The 17346-nt window shown below is 53.0% G+C and carries 14 protein-coding genes and 1 pseudogene; 8 read left to right on the top strand and 7 right to left on the bottom strand.

Going from position 1 to position 17346, the window contains the following annotated elements:
* A complete protein-coding gene (locus NNX04_RS00075; protein ID WP_261947076.1) occupies positions 1–657 on the top strand; it encodes an efflux RND transporter periplasmic adaptor subunit in 657 nt (218 codons plus the stop codon).
* On the top strand, positions 638–3784 hold the full coding sequence (locus NNX04_RS00070; protein ID WP_261947075.1) for an efflux RND transporter permease subunit: 3147 nt from the start codon (positions 638–640) through the stop codon (positions 3782–3784). The genes NNX04_RS00075 and NNX04_RS00070 overlap by 20 nt, the downstream gene beginning before the upstream one ends.
* 122 nt (positions 3785–3906) lie before the next feature.
* Here NNX04_RS00070 and ggt read toward each other — a convergent pair whose 3' ends face one another.
* From ggt to NNX04_RS00055, 3 genes are all read right to left on the bottom strand, one after another.
* On the bottom strand, positions 3907–5634 hold the full coding sequence (ggt, locus tag NNX04_RS00065) for a gamma-glutamyltransferase (protein WP_261947074.1): 1728 nt from the start codon (positions 5632–5634) through the stop codon (positions 3907–3909).
* Positions 5635–5915: 281 nt separating this feature from the next.
* On the bottom strand, positions 5916–7670 hold the full coding sequence (locus tag NNX04_RS00060; protein ID WP_261947073.1) for an alpha-amylase family glycosyl hydrolase: 1755 nt from the start codon (positions 7668–7670) through the stop codon (positions 5916–5918).
* 118 nt (positions 7671–7788) lie between these two features.
* Entirely contained in the window at positions 7789–9078 is a 1290-nt protein-coding gene (locus NNX04_RS00055; RefSeq protein WP_007643785.1) for a hemolysin family protein, read from the bottom strand.
* Between the two features lie 149 nt (positions 9079–9227).
* Between NNX04_RS00055 and NNX04_RS00050 the strand changes: the two genes are divergently transcribed.
* Positions 9228–10073, top strand: coding sequence for a PEP-CTERM/exosortase system-associated acyltransferase (locus NNX04_RS00050; RefSeq protein ID WP_050977075.1), 846 nt, complete (start codon positions 9228–9230; stop codon positions 10071–10073).
* A gap of 5 nt (positions 10074–10078) precedes the next feature.
* On the opposite strand, the gene NNX04_RS00045 is transcribed toward NNX04_RS00050, so the two are convergent.
* Positions 10079–11134 carry an FUSC family protein gene (locus tag NNX04_RS00045; RefSeq protein WP_261947072.1) on the bottom strand — a complete coding sequence of 352 codons (1056 nt, stop codon included), beginning with the start codon at positions 11132–11134 and terminating at the stop codon, positions 10079–10081.
* 9 nt (positions 11135–11143) lie between these two features.
* Complete coding sequence (locus tag NNX04_RS00040; RefSeq protein ID WP_050977076.1) at positions 11144–12079, bottom strand: transporter substrate-binding domain-containing protein; 936 nt, start codon at positions 12077–12079, stop codon at positions 11144–11146.
* Positions 12080–12394: 315 nt separating this feature from the next.
* Between NNX04_RS00040 and NNX04_RS00035 the strand changes: the two genes are divergently transcribed.
* The 3 genes from NNX04_RS00035 to NNX04_RS00025 are packed head-to-tail and all read left to right on the top strand — an operon-like array spanning position 12395 to position 14222.
* On the top strand, positions 12395–13030 hold the full coding sequence (locus NNX04_RS00035; protein ID WP_007643792.1) for an energy transducer TonB: 636 nt from the start codon (positions 12395–12397) through the stop codon (positions 13028–13030).
* A 58-nt stretch (positions 13031–13088) separates the two neighbouring features.
* Positions 13089–13805, top strand: a complete 717-nt coding sequence (locus tag NNX04_RS00030; protein WP_007643794.1) for a MotA/TolQ/ExbB proton channel family protein — start codon at positions 13089–13091, stop codon at positions 13803–13805.
* 3 nt (positions 13806–13808) lie between these two features.
* Complete coding sequence (locus NNX04_RS00025; protein ID WP_007643796.1) at positions 13809–14222, top strand: ExbD/TolR family protein; 414 nt, start codon at positions 13809–13811, stop codon at positions 14220–14222.
* 55 nt (positions 14223–14277) lie between these two features.
* Here NNX04_RS00025 and NNX04_RS00020 read toward each other — a convergent pair whose 3' ends face one another.
* The gene (locus NNX04_RS00020; RefSeq protein WP_007643798.1) at positions 14278–14421 is read right to left on the bottom strand and encodes a hypothetical protein; all 144 of its coding nucleotides are present in this window, start codon (positions 14419–14421) and stop codon (positions 14278–14280) included.
* 153 nt (positions 14422–14574) lie between these two features.
* On the opposite strand from NNX04_RS00020, the gene NNX04_RS00015 reads away from it, so the two are divergent.
* Positions 14575–15948, top strand: coding sequence for an MATE family efflux transporter (locus NNX04_RS00015; RefSeq protein ID WP_261947071.1), 1374 nt, complete (start codon positions 14575–14577; stop codon positions 15946–15948).
* Positions 15949–16014: 66 nt separating this feature from the next.
* Here NNX04_RS00015 and NNX04_RS00010 read toward each other — a convergent pair whose 3' ends face one another.
* The gene (locus tag NNX04_RS00010; RefSeq protein WP_261947070.1) at positions 16015–16344 is read right to left on the bottom strand and encodes a type 1 pili tip component; all 330 of its coding nucleotides are present in this window, start codon (positions 16342–16344) and stop codon (positions 16015–16017) included.
* Between the two features lie 343 nt (positions 16345–16687).
* On the opposite strand from NNX04_RS00010, the pseudogene NNX04_RS00005 reads away from it, so the two are divergent.
* Positions 16688–17095, top strand: a pseudogene (locus NNX04_RS00005) (polysaccharide deacetylase family protein); the annotation flags it as partial.
* Positions 17096–17346 lie beyond the last annotated feature (251 nt).

Below are 17346 nucleotides of genomic sequence, written 5' to 3'. Positions count from 1 at the left end.
ATGCAGACCCGTGCTCTTATTGCTGCCGTGTTTTGTTTAGCTTTAGTTGGTTGTGACAAACCCGCTCCGGCGGGCGCAAGCCCGGTGCAAGTCAGCGTTCAGCAGCCGGAGCGACGAGCGATAGAAATTGAGCGGGATTTTATCGGCGAGGTGGCGGCCGTTGAGGAAGCGGAAATTCGCTCCAAAGTGAATGGGCGAGTACTTTCGGTAGAGTTTGAGGAAGGCAGTTTGGTGCAGCAGGGGCAGCCGCTGTTTCGTATCGACAGTGACAGTTTGCTCGCAGCCCTGAACGAGGCCAAAGCCAATGTGAGCAAGGCGCAAGCCGACCAAACCAAGGTGCTGGCCGATCAAACACGCTATAAAACCCTGGTGGAGAAAGGCACTATTTCCCGCCAGGCTTACGACGACATTATCAACAAAGCCGCGCAAGCCAAGGCCGCACTGGACGCAGCGCAGGCACAATTAAATCAGGCGCAAACCATGATGCAGGAGTCCGCGATGATGGCCACCATAAAGCGCGCCCCGGCATGCAGGTTAAGGCCATCGCCATCGATAGCGCAGCTGTTATTGAGAGCCCCACTGTTATTGAGAGCGCTGGCCCCGACGCTGCAGTCAACGCTGCACAGGGGGATTAACCATGGCGCACTTTTTTATTGATCGCCCCGTGTTTGCAATTGTGCTGTCGCTGTTTATTTCACTCTGCGGCGCATTGGCGCTGAGTGTGTTGCCTATTGCCCAATACCCGCAAATCACCTTGCCCACCATCAACGTCAGCACCGCTTATGTGGGCGCCAATGCCGAGGTGGTACAGGAAAGTGTGGCGCAGGTGATTGAGGATAAGGTCAACGGTGTGGAGGGCATGCTGTATATGGATTCCCAATCCAACGGCAGTGGGCTCTATTCACTCAACGTCACTTTTGGGCTGGAACGCAACGCCGATATGGCCGCGGTACTCACCCAAAACCGCGCCGCTACCGCCAACCCGAGTTTGCCCGGCGAAGTGACTCAAGCGGGCGTGACCATTCGCAAACAGACACCCGATGTACTCATGTACTACGCCCTGCATTCCCCCAAAGGCAGTTACGACCAGTTGTTCCTGAAAAATTACGGCAGCATCTACATTACCGATGTGCTCAAACGTATTCCCGGTGTAGGTAACGTGAATGAATACGGCGCCGATTTTGGCATGCGTATTTGGCTCGAACCCACTCAAATGGCCAAACACGGGGTGACCGCCAACGATGTAAGCCAAGCCCTGCGCGAACAAAATACCCAGGTGCCCGCCGGAACCTTTGGCCAATACCCGGCACCCGCCACCCAAAGTTCACAATACTCAGCGCTGGTACAAGGGAGATTGGTGCAACCGGAAGAATTCTGTGCGGTGATCCTGAAAAGCAACAGCAAGGGCGGTTTTGTGCGGTTGGGCGATGTCGCCCGCTGTGAATTAACCGCAAAAGATTTCCTCTACTTCGGCTCCTTCAAAGGTAATCCCGCCGCTATTTACGCCATCAACCTCACACCGGATGCCAATGCACTGGACGTTGCCGAGCAAATCCGCGCGGAACTGGCCCGCGTGCAAGGCGATTTCCCGCCCGATCTGGCGCTGGATATAGTCACCGACAACACCATTTTTGTGACTGAATCCATGCGCGAGGTACTCAAAACCTTTGTGGAGGCCATGCTATTGGTGCTGGTGGTCGTCACGTTATTTTTGCAAAGCTGGCGCGCCACGCTGATTCCCATGCTCGCCGTGCCGGTGAGCCTGATTGGCACTCTGGCGGTATTTGTGGCCCTGGGTTTTTCCATCAATACCCTCACCCTGTTTGCGCTGGTATTGGCGATAGGCATAGTGGTGGATGATGCCATCGTCGTGGTGGAAGCGGTTGAACATCACATGGAACACAATCGCTTAACCGCACGGGGCGCTACCATCCGCGCCATGCGCGAAGTCTCGGGGCCGGTGATTGCCATAGCCCTGGTGCTCTGTGCGGTGTTTGTGCCGGTGGCACTGTTGGGGGGAATATCGGGCGTGATGTTCCGCCAGTTTGGCCTGACGGTCGCGGTGGCGGTGTTGATCTCGGCGCTGGTCGCCCTGACCCTAACCCCCGCCCTGTGCGCCATGCTGTTACGCCACAAAGACCCCAAAGATAACAGCCTGATCCAACGCTTTTTTGCCGGATTCAACCGCCAGTTTGACGCCATCACCACCCACTATGGGCGCGGTGTAGCGCTGGGTATTCGCCGCAGTACCCTCGCATTGCTGCTACTGGTTGGGCTGGTGATCGCCACTGGGGGGTTATTCAAACAAGTGCCCACCACCTTTGTGCCGGATGAAGATCAGGGTTACTTTTTAGCCGCTGTCACCCTGCCGGAAGCGGCCACCTTGGCGCGCACGCAAGAAACCATGCGCCGGGTGGAAGCCCTGGCACTGCAAATTCCGGGGGTGGATAAAACCATTGGCGTCAGTGGTGTGAACCTGTTGGTGGGGGCACCACAGTCCAACGCGGGGTTATTGGTGATCCGGCTTGAGGATTGGTCAGAGCGCACCACGGCGGAGACCTCACTGCGCGCGATTATCGGCAGTTTCTACGCCCAGGCGCAGGCGATTACTGAGGCACAGGTACTGCCGTTTAACCCACCGGCCATTCCCGGGCTATCGGCCACCGGCGGCTTTAGCATGATGCTGCAGGATAAATCCGGTAAAGGTGCCGAAGCGCTGGAAGAGGTCGCCAATAATTTTGTGGCAGCGGCGCAACAGCGGCCGGAAATTGGCTCGGTATTCTCCAAACTGCAAACCTCCACCCCGGCCATTCGTATTCATGTGGATCGCGAAAAAGCAAAAAAACTGGGCGTTCCGCTCTCGGAAGTGTTCTCCACCCTGCAGGCCATGCTCGGCGGTTTACAGGTGAACGACTTCTCGCAGTTTGGTCGCACCTATAAGGTCACCTTGCAAGCCGACAGCGCCTTTCGCGACAACACCGAAGCACTGGGGTTGCTATTTGTGCGCAGCAACCAGGGCCATATGGTGCCGCTCTCCACGTTGGTCAGTACCGAAAAAACGGGCACGCCGTTTGTGCTAAAACGTTTTAACGGTTACACCGCCGCCGAGATTGGCGGGAAACCGGCTACAGGTTTCAGCTCCGGTGAGACCCTGGCAGCACTGGCCGCCATAGCGGCGGAAACCCTACCCGAGGGCTATGGTTTTGAATGGGCGGGGCTGTCGCGGCAAGAGCAGGAAAGTGCGGGGCAAACCGCACCTATTTTGGCACTGGCGTTGGTGGTGGTATTTCTGTTCCTCGCGGCACTCTACGAGAGCTGGGCGATTCCCTTTGCAGTGCTCTTGTCCCTACCCTTCGGAATTTTTGGCGCCATGTTTACCCTGTGGATTACCGGCGCGCCGGGGTCGGTTTACACCCAAATCGGTTTGGTATTGGTGATTGGCCTCGCCGCCAAGAATGCCATTTTGATTGTGGAGTTTGCCAAAATGAAATACGAACAAGGCCAAGCTCTGCGCGATGCGGCACTGGAAGCGGCACTGCTGCGCCTGCGTCCAATACTTATGACTTCCTTCGCATTTATCCTCGGCGTAGTGCCTTTGGTTCTGGCCTCCGGTGCCGGTGCTGGCGCGCGGGTAACATTGGGGTTAACAGTATTTGGCGGGATGTTGGTTGCGACCCTGCTGGCGATTTTTATGGTGCCCCTGCTCTACTGCCTGGTGCAGGGACTGGCAGAAAAAATCAGCGGAAAACCCAGGTTAGCTAAACCCGCGACAGCGGAGCATTAAAAATAAGCGCGACAGCGGAGCATTAAAGAATAAGCGCGACCGCAGAGCACTAAAAAATAAGCGCGCCGCGCAGATGAAAAAATCCGCGCGGCGCACATGAATCGCTTGAAACCTTTTAGAAATTATCGCCCGCTGTTTTGTTCAATCACCCGCGGTTCGGCCACGGGAATCAATTTGCCATCGCGCAATTCAATCGCCTGTGAAGCCCCCATGCGCGACCAGACTTTCAGGTTGTGGCCTTTTTCCTGCAACGCTTCCTGTACCGGTTGCGGCATGCGCGCTTCCACAAATAATTGATTCGGGTTCCACTGCTGGTGAATACGTGGCTGTGCCATGGCTTCCGCCAATGGCATATTGTCCTGCAGGCGATAGAGCAGCGTTTGCACTACTTGCGAGATAATCGTGGGCCCACCCGCCGCGCCGAGCGTCATCACCGGTTGGTCGCCTTTAAATACCAGCGTCGGGCTCATGCTGGACAATGGGCGTTTTTTTGCAGCAACCGCGTTCGCATCTGACCCCACCAAACCAAACGCATTGGCTGCACCCACCTGCGCAGAAAAATCATCCATTTGGTTGTTGAGCACCACACCGGTACCGGGAATAACGACCTTACTACCAAAACTGGTGTTTACCGTGGAGGTAATGGCAACCCAATTGCCGTGCAAATCTGCCGCGGCGATATGGGTGGTGTGTTTGTTCATCAGGTGCTGGATATCCACTTCAGGATTGCCGTGGGTGATCGCGGCCGTGGTTTTTTCCAAACTGATTTTTTGGGCAATGCTGCGCGCGTAATTTTTATCGGTAAGACCGCGCGGCACACGGGTGAAATCCGCATCGCCCAACCAATGGGCGCGATCGGCAAAGGCAAATTTCATCGCCTCGGCAATCAGGTGATAGCGCTCGCTGGTGGTGGTTTTTTCCAAATCAAATTGTTCAAGAATATTCAGGATTTGCGCCACATGGGTTCCGCCGGAACTGGGCGGTGGAAAACCATAAAGGGTGTAACCGGCAAATTCGGAAACGATTGGTTTGCGCATTTTGATTTGGTAATTGGAAAAATCTTTGCGGGTGATCAAACCACCATTTTGCTGCATCCAGCGCTCGGTTTTGCGCGCAAAATCGCCCTGATAAAAATAGGCTGACCCCTGCTTGGCAATCGCACGATAAGTATCTGCCAAATCCACCTGACGCAGTTCACTGCCAGCCACCCAAGGCTGTTGTTTAGCATCCAGATAAATCGCGGCACTGGCAGGAAATTTCGCCAAATTAGGCGCGGTTGCTGCCAATCGCTCCGCGAGACTATGGGACACCACAAACCCCTTATCCGCCAACTCGGCGGAGGGCAAAATTAAATCCCGCCAGCGCAACGCAGCACCCAATTGCCGCAACTTATCCAACGCCAATACCGAACCGGGAACTCCCACGGCCAACGCACCGGTGCGGCTCAACTCCGGATTAGCCTTGCCATCCACCAAAAATATATCGCGTGTTGCCGCCGCTGGCGCCATCTCACGCCCATCAATCGCAAGCACCCGCCCATCGGCCAAACGCACCAGAATAAAACAGCCACCACCAATGCCCGAGTTATGGCCATCCACTACACCCAGTGCAAAGGTCGCTGCAATCGCCGCATCCAACGCATTACCACCGCGCGCCACCGTATCCATCGCAATCTGCGTGGCATAGGGATTTACCGTCGCCACCGCCACCTTGCCGTCAGCACTGACGCGGGCGTAGTCATTTTCCGTAGAGTGTGATGGTAATTTTGTTTCAGCGGTACTTGCGGCTGTCGCCGAGGCGTAAATCAGACAACTCAGTGCAGCAAAGGTAAATAGCCAGTTCTTCATCATTATTTCCTGGGCAATAACAAACAATCAGAGGGGAAAAGCCGACCCAGCATACAAGCATGCCAACAACGACGGCAAATAAGAAACGTTAATACCAAGAAATACCGCGCAATAAACAACGGTAACGCGTAGAAGTGATGCAGGAAAGAAAAATATAAGGTAGGCGCAATAACTCGGTCTAAACAACTGGATCTAAACCATTCAATCTAAACAATTCAACCTAAACAACGCAGCCTAAACAACAAGCGCAGAATTTTTTTATGAATTCTGCGCCCGAGAAAAAATTAAAAAATCAACGCCTCCGCCGGTTGTAAGGTAATGCGTTCAGTCAGGTTGATTTCCTTGCCGCTGAGTTTTTCGGTGCGTGCACCTTGCAGTGCGGTGGGGATTTGTACTTCGGCGGCTGCGCTTGAATTTAAATTAATCACTACCCACAGGCTGCCGGTCTCGCCAATTTTTTCTACCAGCCAAACATCCTGATTATCCACCGGGTAATAACGGATTTCGTCCGGTTGTTTGAGGGTTGGGTTGTTGTTGCGCACGGCGATTAAACGTTTGTAGTGATTGAGCAGGGAATTTGCGTCGGCACTTTGCGCCGCGACTGATAAGCCTTTGCCTTGCAGCCCTTGCCAATAATTGGCAAACCAGCCTTCGTGGTTTTGCACCCAGGGGAACCACTTGCCTTGATCCAACCAAAAATTGGCGGTGCTATTAAAACCGGCGGAGGGCTCGTCGTTCCATTGCATAATCGCGCGGCGGTATTGATCGTCGCCGGTTTTGTATTGCGACATACCAATTTCTTCGCCGTAATACAGGTACAAAGTGCCAGGAGTTGTCATTAATAAACTCGCGGCAATTTTTGCTTTGTTCATATCGCCGTTGAGCGACAACATGATGCGGTTTTGATCGTGATTGGTGAGGAAGGGTGAAAAATAATTCATCGGTGCGGCAGCTTTACGCGCTTGTAAATTGGCCCACAGATTTTCGCGATTTTGTTGCATGGCATTATTGCCGAGGGTACCAAAATCCGCGCTTTGTTTAACTGCGGGGTTGAGGATATCAACCACCATGGTGCCAAAATCAAAATCAAAAGCGGAGTCCAAACCTTTGCCGTTGTCGCGGTATTTGCCAATGGTATTTAGATCCGCCCAAGCTTCGGCGACTAACATGGCATCCGGCTTTATGGATTTCACGTGTTGGGTAAAAATAGTCCAGTAGTCAATAGTGCCTTTGGTATCCGCTTGCAATGGATAACCGCCCTCTTCCACCGCATAACGCACTGCATCCAAACGGAAACCATCCACACCTTTTTCTAACCAGAAAGTGGCGAGTTTATTTAATTCATCGATCACGACTTGTTTGGTGAGATTTAAATCCGGCTGGCTGCCACCGAAGGCGCCGTAATAATAGGCTTTGCGTGTTTCATTCCAATGCCATACCGCCGCAGGGTTGGATTCGCTCGACCAAGGCTGACCCCAACCGCTTTCGGGGCGGTCATCGCGCCAAATAAAATAATCCTCGTAACCGGCTTCTTTATTGGCAGATTTAGTAAACCAATCGTGTTTATCGGAGATGTGATTGAGCACTAAATCCAGAATCACTTTGATGTCACGCTTGTGGGCTTCGGCGATAAAGTTTTCAAACTCTGCCATGGTGCCGTAGTCGGATTCGACGTTGTAAAAATCCTGAAAGTCGTAACCGTGATAAGAAGGCGCTTCAAAAACTGGCGTTAGCCAAATGCCGTTCACCCCCAACCCTTTCAGGTAATCCAGCTTGCTGGTCATGCCGTTGAAATCACCGCTGCCATCGCCGTCGGCATCGTAAAAAGAGCGCGGCCAGATTTCATAAATAATGGCGTTATGCCACCAGGCATTGGCATCTTCATTAATCACAAGGGATTGATAAGCCGCACTGCTGGCAGTTGCACTGGTGGGCGTTTGGTTGAGAAGTTGGTTTTGATTGGGGGGAGTGGAAGTACCGGATTCGGAACAACCAGCGAGCAGGCTCGCAGCAATAAACAGGGAAAGCAGGCGTTTCATGAAGTGGGCTCCATTGGGTATTAGCATTATGAGAATGAGCTTTGTGAGTAAAGCCCATTCATAACACCAGTGCCAAGCCCTGCTTTGCCCCTGCGCCTATGAATACGTATGCGTCAGCTTAATTATCGTCTTCCTGGTCGATTTTACAGGCGAGCACCTTGTCGATGCGGCGGCCATCCATATCCACAATTTCCAGCTGCCAGCCTTGCAATTGGGCTTTGTCGCCCGTAGCGGGCATGCGCCCAATCAGCAACATCATCAGCCCGTTAAGGGTTTGGTAATCACCCTCGTCCGGCAGTTCGGCAAGCTCAAGGCAGTCTTTAATATCCAGCACTGGCAGCATGCCATCGAGCAGGAAGGAGCCGTCATCGCGGCGAATAATAAACGCGTCCTGATCATCTTCACTGATAAATTCACCGGTGAGTGCTTCCAGCAAATCCTGCAGGGTGACTATGCCTTTCATATCGCCATATTCATCCACGACAAACACCATTTGGCTGCGCGAGGAACGGAAGAACTCCAATAACTCCATCGCCGTGAGCGATTCCGGCACTACCTGGCAGGGTTGCGCCATAGTCGCCAAATCCACTTGATTGCCGCGAATGGCTTCAGCCAATAACTCTTTGGCGTTGATGATGCCAATTACATTGTCATTTTGTTTGGTGCACACCGGAAACCGCGTATGGGGCGATTGCATAACCCGCGCATAGTTGTCCTCCAGCGACAAAGCGGTATCCAGATAGATGACATCCGCGCGCGGCACCATCAGTGACACAATGCTGCGCGCTTCAAGACGCAGTACATTTTTCACCATGGTGTGCTCTTGCTCCTCCAATATGCCCGAGCTTGAGCCCTCATCCAGCATCGCGTGAATATCCTCTTCAGTAACCTGATGCCCCTGCATTTGGTGAAAACCCATAATGCGCATTAAATAACGGGTGGACATAGAAAGCAGCGCGACAAAGGGTTTGGTGAGGATCGCCAATAACTGCATGGGTCTTGCCATCACGCAGGCGATGCGCTCGGCACTGAGTTGACCGATACGCTTGGGCACTAACTCGCCCACCACAATGGATAAATAAGTGACCACCACTACCACCAAAATGGTGGCGAAATTATCGCTAATATTGGTGGGCACACCAAGGGTTTGCAGCCACAGGGCAAAGGGTTCGGCGAATACAGACTCCCCAAAAATACCGTTCATGATACCGATAGAGGTAATACCGATCTGGACGGTGGAGAGGAACTGGGTGGGCTCTTCCGCGAGTTTTAATGCAGCCGCCGCCGATTGGCTGCCCTTAGCCGCCAGAGCAGTAAGGCGGGACTTTTTTGCCGTCACTATGGCAATTTCCGACATGGCAAATACGCCGTTAAGCACAATAAGACCCAGCAGTACAAAAAATTCCATAAATGCCTACTAAAATATTCATAAATAGTGGAGCCTTTGGCGCCACTCTGTTACAAGAGCGGGCGAGTATAGCACTCATCAATTTAATCGATGCAGTGCTACGCTGTAGCCATTTCCCGTTGATTCACTATTCCCGTGCCAAGGATTTTATGAAGACGCAAGCATTGCCCAGCCAGCCGTTAGAGCCGCAAGCTACCCCTACAGACACAAGTGCACCAATCACCAATAAAAACCCCGCCGGAGCGATTGACCGCGAAGATGCCATGGCAATTGCCAAGCACTTCTCGCAGTACCTCACGCCACAATTGGCGCTGAGCGAGACGCTGAAGCACGAGGTTTATCAATTGCGCCACAAAGTCTATTGCGAAGAGTTGCATTTTGAGGACACCAAACCCGAACAAATCGAGCAGGATGAATTTGACCAGCGCTCGGTTCACTGCGCCATTCGCCATATCAAAAGCGAACAACTGGCAGGTACAGTACGTGTCATCACCACCAAAAGCAGCGATGATTTACTGCCACTGCAAAAATACTGTGCACAGGCTGTAACCCATGAAAGCCTTGCCCCCCACAACTTTTTACCCCATCAAATTTGTGAGTTGTCGCGCCTGGCCGTACCCGCGCTGTTTCGCAAACGCCAATCCGACCAGCAGGAAGGTGCAGCGACCGGGGTAATCAATGAAGAGACTTTCTCCGCCCACGAAATGCGCGCGTTTCCCTACATTGCGGTGAGCCTGTACTTATCTGCCATGGCGCTGTGTCACAAAACCCGCCGGGTGCATATTTATTTGATGATGGAGCCGCGCTTGGCGCGCAGCCTCAAATTTGTAGGGATTCACTGCACTCAGCTGGGGCCGGTGGTGGAATATCACGGTCAGCGTGCCGCCTATTATGTGGATGTACGCGAAGCGCGCCGCACACTAAACCCCGGCTACCGCAAACTGCTCAGTTTTATCGAAGCCGAGCTGTTTAATCACACACTGGTTAACACCTGAATATTTTAGGAAGAACAGCGACACAACCGCATCAACCAGCGCTCCATCCGCTCAAATGCGGTTGGGTGATATACCACCCAACCGCCAATCAGCCCCAGCAAACTGCCCAAGACAATATCCAACAAGCGCGCCCGCAATAGCACCTCAGGCACCCAATTCACAGCAGTCGCCTCTGCAAAGAGTACGGTCAACGGCGTGATAAAAATCACCGCGAGGCCGTAATTGCGCATCACTAAGAACTCCACAACAAAGGTCAACAGCATTATTAAGAGTGCGATAGCTACAGGGTTAAGTGGCAGCGTGAATAACAATGCAGCCAAAATCAGCCCGAGCGCCGTTCCAAACACTCGATGCAGCTTGCGCTGCACCACCATGCGGAAACTGGCACCTTGCATAACGGCAGCACAGGAAATAGGTACCCAATAGGGGTTATCCAGCGACAAGGCAATTGCAATCACATACGAAGTGGCGACAAAAAAGGCGATGACACCTGCTTCCAGTATCAGTGCAAAAGGGCGCACCACAGTGGCTGCAGCGGGAGCCTCCTGCGGCGGATAAGCGCGCGGAAGAAGGCTGTAATGCAACGCCAAAAAGCAGGAAAACCCCGCACCGGCAGCGACCAACCCCGCGCGCAGAGGCAACTGGACAACACCAGAGGGTTGAATAATACCAATCACCGTCACCAGGATAAAAAAGAAACTGCCCGGCGGTGCTACAGCGTAAAACCGGGTGATAAGTGTGGCGCCAAACACCGCCACAAAAAGCGCCGCTGTCGCCGTATAAACGCTAAAACTGGCACCGAGCCCCAAGGCAAAACAGGCAACTAATCCCAGAGAACACCAAAATAAGCGGCGCATGCGTTGCAACAATGGCAGCGGTTGGATATACAAAAACACCATGGCTCCCATCGCCGCCAAAATAGCCAGATCCACGCGCCCAAGCAGTGCCCCAACCAGCGCAGGAACACCCGCCCCCAGCGCGACCATAAACGGAATATGCCAAGGGCGATTGGCGGTTTTTATCTGGATCAAGGTTTGCAGCTGGGAGAGGAAACCGGGCACATAAACTCCTTAGTCGAGGAAGCTGGGCACCTTTTGCAGGTGGGCGGGCAGCAGCGGGTTGTGCAGCACAAAGTAGTCCCCCTGCTGCTGTTTGATCAAGGCGATTTCAGCGGCAAAGGTGCGCGTAAACAACTCATCAAATGAACCATCGGACTGGGCGATGCGCAACCCCTCCTCCAGGCGCTGGGCCAATTCCGACTCATGAATGCTCACATAAAACACAAAAGGCAAAGGAAAATAGAGCAAAGGGCGCTGTGCCACTACCATCTTATAGCCCCGTTCAGCCTGACTCTCCAGTAGCAGTGGCGCCTCCACAATACTCATGGGGACATAGTCATAGCGCTTGGCGTTTAACATCGCCAGTACATTGCTGATATTGGAGCTGTCTTGCACCTGATAGCCATTGGCGCGATAAACATCCGTATCCACCCAGCCACGCACTTGCCCCGCAACGAGACGTTTTAAGGCAGATACCTGGGTGATGGCGGCAAAACGAGCCTGATCCTCGCTCCGGACAATCAAGTGACGATACCCCAGCAAGCCTTTATAAAGCGGGATATCAATCCGGATAGCAGGATCAGCGCTTCGCCCCACCGACTGACTCACCCGCCGCCAAGGGCCGACCTGCACATTGATTATTTTCCCCCGGCTCAGCTCGCGCCGCACACGGGGCGTGGAGAATTCGGCTTTTACGCGCAGGATTTTGAATGCACCATGACTGCTACGGGTTTTATCCAGCGCCAGCCGTAACAGCTGCACCTGATAATCATCGCGCTTGGGGGTTACTCCCCAATCCCAATAGCGGTATTCCATGGTTTCTTTGGTGCCCGGCTCGGTATTCGGCTGGGCGCTGACCAAGGGCGCGCCCAGTGCCAACAGCACTAACAGGCCGTAGCCGACAAGGGCATGGTTAGAGAAAAAATGCTCTCGATTGATTTGACTCATAACGGCAAACACAATTTTTTATTAGCTTTATATACAAACACAGGGGGCAAGCACTGATCGCGACTGCTGGGTAGGTTAACACCCGCAGGCCGCATTTACCCTTGGCTGGATGGTTTTTTATTTCTTAAAAATCCCGCTAAATCAAGCTTTTAGGAATAAGAACAGCCAGAGCCTTCACCGGTAACCCAGCCAATTGTTCAGGCAATCGCTCGCTTTCTTTGACTAAACAGGAGTTTATATTGCCTTTACATTTGAGAAGAATTATCATTAACACTGTTTTGTTATTTAACCCTTGCCAAGGCTAGTGCTTCGTTGATGTCGTCCAAACACAGCTCACTGATTTCTCTTCTGCTCGTTGCTGGTGTGCATCTGGGAGCATTAGCGGCAATCGTTTTGTCCGCGCCTGAACCCGCGCCGGTGGAGATAGTTCAACCCACTATTCAAGGTGTGATTGTGATGGCGGAACCAGAGCCAACACCACCACCGCCCGAACCGCTCCCGCCACCGCCACCCCCGGAAAAAAAGCCGGAGCCAACGCCCAAACCAAAACCCAAACCGTTGCCCAAAGCACCGCCGTCCGAGCGGGCAGTAAAGGCACCCGAACCAGAACCACTACCGACTCCACCGGTCGCACAACCGGCTGAACCCAAACCGGCAGCACCTGCACCCGTAGTGCCACCGCGCGCCGATGCCGGGCAAATCAGCAACCCCGCACCAGCCTACCCCAGCCTCTCGCGGCGTTTACGGGAAGAAGGGCTGGTGGTGCTTGAAATTCTCATTCGCGCCGACGGCAGCGTCGGCGAGATAAAACTGAAAGCCAGCAGTGGTTTCAAACGGCTGGATGAAGCGGCGATCAATGCTGTGAAACGTTGGCGTTACCAACCCGCCACCCAGGGCGGCCAAGCCATCGATTTCTGGTACGAACAGCCACTCGAATTTAATTTGCACTGATTGTTTTACTCGGATTGCCACAACTGATTTTTACTTCTACCGCTACAACGAGGTTTTTATGGATTCACCTTACGGCATAGCTTCCATCTGGGCACAGGGCGACGCACTGATCAAAGGTGTCGCAATTATTTTGCTCGTCATGTCCATCGCCAGCTGGTGGGTAATTGTGGTGCGCGCCTGGGGCCTGTGGCGCCTGCGCAGCTCGGCTCAGGGCTTAAACGATTTCTGGCACGCCCAAAGTTTTGCCGAGGGTTTGCGCACCTTGGGGGAAGATCGCACTACTCCATTTCGCCATTTAGCCGAAGAAGGCCAGGCGGCGCTGGATCACCACAGCAACCACAAAGATGACTTGCACGGTCACTTGCCACTCGCCGAATGGCTCACTGCCTGCTTGCGTGGTTCTATCGATGAAAGCGCCGAACGTTTACAGCGTGGTTTGGCGGTGTTGGCGTCAGTGGGATCTACCGCGCCGTTTGTAGGTTTGTTTGGCACCGTGTGGGGTATTTACCATGCGTTGGTTGGCATTGGTGTATCGGGTCAGGCGAGTATCGACAAAGTAGCCGGCCCGGTAGGTGAAGCATTGATCATGACCGCCTTTGGTTTGGCCGTCGCCATTCCAGCGGTGCTGGGCTACAACGCCTTAAACCGCGCCAATAAAGGTGTCCTCAACAAGCTCAACCGTTTTGCCCATCAGCTGCACGCTTATTTCATCACCGGCAGCCCAATGCAAAACAAAGGCACCATCACCAAACTTACTCCGCGCAAAGAGGGTTAAGCCATGGCATTTGGTGGAGGTCTCGACGACGATAGCGAAGTCATGAGCGAAATCAACATGACGCCCTTGGTGGATGTCATGTTGGTATTGCTGATTATTTTTATTATCACCGTGCCGGTGTTAACCCATTCGGTAAAAGTGGATTTACCGCGTGCCGACAATACCCCCAATGAATTAAAACCGGAAACCATCAGCCTTGCCGTCAATGCCGACGGGGCGATTTTCTGGAACGAAACCCAAGTCAGTTTTGAGGATTTGGAAGCCCGCCTCACCGCTGAAGCAAGCAAACAACCGCAACCGGAAATTCACATTCGCGGCGATAAAGCGGCGGCCTACGAACATGTGATACAAACTATGGCGGCGGTGCAGCGAGCGGGTATTTTAAAATTAGGATTTGTCACCGAACCCGGCAATTAGCCGGGTTTTTATTTTTAGCGGGCTTAATGCTGTGCGGGGTTAATGCGGTGCGGGGTTAATGCGGTGCGGGTTTTGGCTGTCCATCGTCACGCCAGGGTTTGCCATCGCAAGTGGCGTAGTGCGGGCAAGTGTCCATACAACCCCGGCAGGGCAAGTGCACCGGGGTATTATTTTCGGTGGGGCTGACTGGCTGCGACATGTTCTCTCCATTATCTATTTAGGTGGGTTATTCGGTTATACGCAAGTTGCCGCCGTTTAGGCGCATATCCCTGCAGTTATTCTTCGCCCAACTGATATATTCACTCGACCCCCTATCAATAACTCACCTTTCCGTTGAATAACGTCTTACCCAATGAATAACAACACTGCTTCAGATCACCCACAGCCAACCCCGCTGGTTAATACCCGTCACAGCGCGATTATTCGCTTGGCGATTCCGATTATTCTCGCCAATGCCGCCGTGCCCTTGCTGGGTTTAGTGGATACCGCCGTGATCGGCCACAGCGGCACCGCTGCAGATTTGGGCGCAATTGCGCTGGGTTCGCTGATTTTCAGTTTTCTCTTCTGGGGTTTTGGTTTTTTGCGCATGGGCACCAGCGGTTTTACCGCCCAGGCGGCGGGCGCTGGTGATTACCGCGAAGTGCGCACGGCTTATGGACGAGCGCTGCTGCTGGGCGTTGCAATTGGGTTGCTACTGATCTTGCTGCAGTACCCGTTAAATCTGCTCGCGTTTTGGTTGTTGGATGGCAGTTTTGCCGTTGAGCAAGCCGCGCAGGTTTATATGCATACGCGCATTTGGGGCGCACCAGCCACACTCGCCACCTACGCGATTATGGGCGCACTGATTGGCCTTGGGCACACCCGGCAATTACTCTGGTTACAACTACTGCTGAATGGCGTGAACTTAATTCTGGATGTGGTTTTTGTTGTGGGGTTTGACTGGGGGGTGCGCGGCATAGCGTTAGGTACGGTTATCGCCGAATGGACTTGTGTGCTAGTGGGCGCGGGGGTTCTTTATCGGGTGCTACGCAAACCGCAAACGGAATCTTTTTTTATCTGGTCCCATATTTTTCAGCGCAGCGCATTAGTCAGCACCTTAAAAACCAATAGCGACATCATGTGGCGCACGCTGTTTATGCTCACCGGTTTTGGTTGGTTCGCCAATCAAGGGGCGCAATTTGGCGATACGGTGCTCGCGGCCAACCATATCCTGTTGCAGTTTTTATCCTTTGCGGCGTTTTTTCTGGATGGTTTTGCGTTTGCGTTGGAGTCGCTGGTAGGTAAAGCCATAGGTGCGCGCAATCGCCAGTTGTTTGATCGCGTGATTGTGGTCTCCACCCAAATTGCTGCTGCCTGTGCCGCCGGATTAATGCTTTTATTGTTGCTGTTTGGACCGCTGGCGATTAACGCATTGAACCCGCATCCAGCCATCCAACTGCAAGCGCAAACTTACCTGCCCTATGCCGCTACTTATGTGTTGTTGTCATTTATGGCATTTCAGCTGGACGGGATTTTTATTGGCGCCACCGCCAGCCGCGCCATGCGTAACGCGGCGCTGGTATCGCTGCTGATATTCCTCGCTGCCGCGTGGCTGCTCGTTGAATGGGCGGGCAACCAGGGTCTGTGGTTGGCATTTATTCTCTACGTTATCGCCCGCGCACTTGCGCTCGGGGCTTATTTACCGGCGTTGCGTCGGCAGTTGCCACCCACCGCAAGCACCGGCTAACGAGCCCGACTAACAAACTCGGTTAACGATCTCGACTAAAAAGTTACGCTTTATAAAAAATACGCATCAACTACTGACTTGATACTTTTGCAGGTGTTTCTCCAACAACTGCATAAAGCGCGGCTCGGGGCCGATATCCTCATACAGCGGATCACCCATTTCATCGGTGGCGATCACTCGATTGCCCTGCACATAGGGAAAACTTTCCTCCACCATATTTAACGCGGCGGATAAAAGTTCACGAATTAATTGCTCCTTGGTGCGTTTGGGGTACATCTCCGCCAAAGCATCAATACGCGCCGCATCTTCAATGGTGAGATGCACATTGTAGGTATCCTTGGTCAGAATCCCCTGCGCCTGTTTTTCCCACTCGCTAACCAAACCTTTTAACGACATATATCTGCTCCTTTTACTGCAATTAAGAGAGAAACAATTGTTCGCTGCCCAGACTGAACGGTAAATGAACTGTGAGGCGCAATGTGAGGTGTACCCTGCGTTGTGTCATGTATTGATTGTAGTCCACCGGTTGTCATTAACGCCCTGCGCACGTAAAAAATCCTTACAAATATTCACATTAGCCCAGTGACAAAATGGCAACCTACCGTAGCAAATTCAACCGACAGCAGCTATGGTTAGCAACACAAAAACAATAATCGCCATCCGCTAAATAGGTTCAGCCGCACCCACAAAAACAATCACCTTAGAAACATTCACAATAGAAACAACAGAGACAAAAACAATGACGAAAAAAATAATTCCTTTAGTTGTCAGTCTGGGGCTGGCTTTCGGCAGCCAACTCACTCTCGCGGCAGACAAAACTTTCAAATGGCCAAACGGTGCCAAGGCGGCAATAAACCTGGCCTATGACGATGCCCTACCCTCGCAGTTGGATAACGCGATCCCGGCGCTGGACAAATACGGCTTAAAAGGTAGTTTTTATTTAACGCTGGGGGCAGACACAGTTGCTACGCGCATGGCTGACTGGCGCAAAGCAGCGGTGAATGGCCATGAGCTTGCCAACCACACACTGTTTCACCAGTGCTCACGTAAAGGTGCCGGGCGCGAATGGGTTCATCCGGAAAATGATTTGGACAAGGTCAGCGCTACCCAACTCGCCGCACAAATTCGCGTAGGCAATATTATGCTGCATGCGATTGATGGCAAAACCGAGCGTACTTTCACGACTCCCTGCGGCGATTTAAACGCAGCCGGCACGCCCTATTTACCCTTGGTAAAAAGTGAATTTGTTGCGGCCAAAGCCGCGTTTGGTACCGTGGTGCCGGACATGAAAACCCTTGACCCCTACGCGGTAGTGGTGGCTACCCCGGCCGAGGTAAGTGGTAAGGAATTAATTGCACTGGTAAAAGAAGCGGCTGCAAAAGGCACCATGATGAATTT

Source organism: Cellvibrio sp. QJXJ (assembly GCF_024452345.1).
GTDB lineage: Bacteria > Pseudomonadota > Gammaproteobacteria > Pseudomonadales > Cellvibrionaceae > Cellvibrio.
The sequence above is the reverse complement of the archived record's forward strand: the minus strand, read 5'-3'. Positions and strand labels throughout refer to the sequence as shown.

What these genes read in the sequence shown, in the direction of transcription:
- NNX04_RS00070 (WP_261947075.1), top strand. Translation starts at nt 638, where the DNA reads ATGGCGCACTTTTTTATTGATCGCCCCGTGTTTGCAATTGTGCTGTCG.
- NNX04_RS00040 (WP_050977076.1), bottom strand. Translation starts at nt 12,079, where the DNA reads ATGAGTCAAATCAATCGAGAGCATTTTTTCTCTAACCATGCCCTTGTC.
- NNX04_RS00035 (WP_007643792.1), top strand. Translation starts at nt 12,395, where the DNA reads ATGTCGTCCAAACACAGCTCACTGATTTCTCTTCTGCTCGTTGCTGGT.
- NNX04_RS00030 (WP_007643794.1), top strand. Translation starts at nt 13,089, where the DNA reads ATGGATTCACCTTACGGCATAGCTTCCATCTGGGCACAGGGCGACGCA.
- NNX04_RS00015 (WP_261947071.1), top strand. Translation starts at nt 14,575, where the DNA reads ATGAATAACAACACTGCTTCAGATCACCCACAGCCAACCCCGCTGGTT.
- NNX04_RS00020 (WP_007643798.1), bottom strand. Translation starts at nt 14,421, where the DNA reads ATGTCGCAGCCAGTCAGCCCCACCGAAAATAATACCCCGGTGCACTTG.
- NNX04_RS00025 (WP_007643796.1), top strand. Translation starts at nt 13,809, where the DNA reads ATGGCATTTGGTGGAGGTCTCGACGACGATAGCGAAGTCATGAGCGAA.
- NNX04_RS00055 (WP_007643785.1), bottom strand. Translation starts at nt 9,078, where the DNA reads ATGGAATTTTTTGTACTGCTGGGTCTTATTGTGCTTAACGGCGTATTT.
- ggt (WP_261947074.1), bottom strand. Translation starts at nt 5,634, where the DNA reads ATGATGAAGAACTGGCTATTTACCTTTGCTGCACTGAGTTGTCTGATT.
- NNX04_RS00075 (WP_261947076.1), top strand. Translation starts at nt 1, where the DNA reads ATGCAGACCCGTGCTCTTATTGCTGCCGTGTTTTGTTTAGCTTTAGTT.
- NNX04_RS00060 (WP_261947073.1), bottom strand. Translation starts at nt 7,670, where the DNA reads ATGAAACGCCTGCTTTCCCTGTTTATTGCTGCGAGCCTGCTCGCTGGT.
- NNX04_RS00050 (WP_050977075.1), top strand. Translation starts at nt 9,228, where the DNA reads ATGAAGACGCAAGCATTGCCCAGCCAGCCGTTAGAGCCGCAAGCTACC.
- NNX04_RS00010 (WP_261947070.1), bottom strand. Translation starts at nt 16,344, where the DNA reads ATGTCGTTAAAAGGTTTGGTTAGCGAGTGGGAAAAACAGGCGCAGGGG.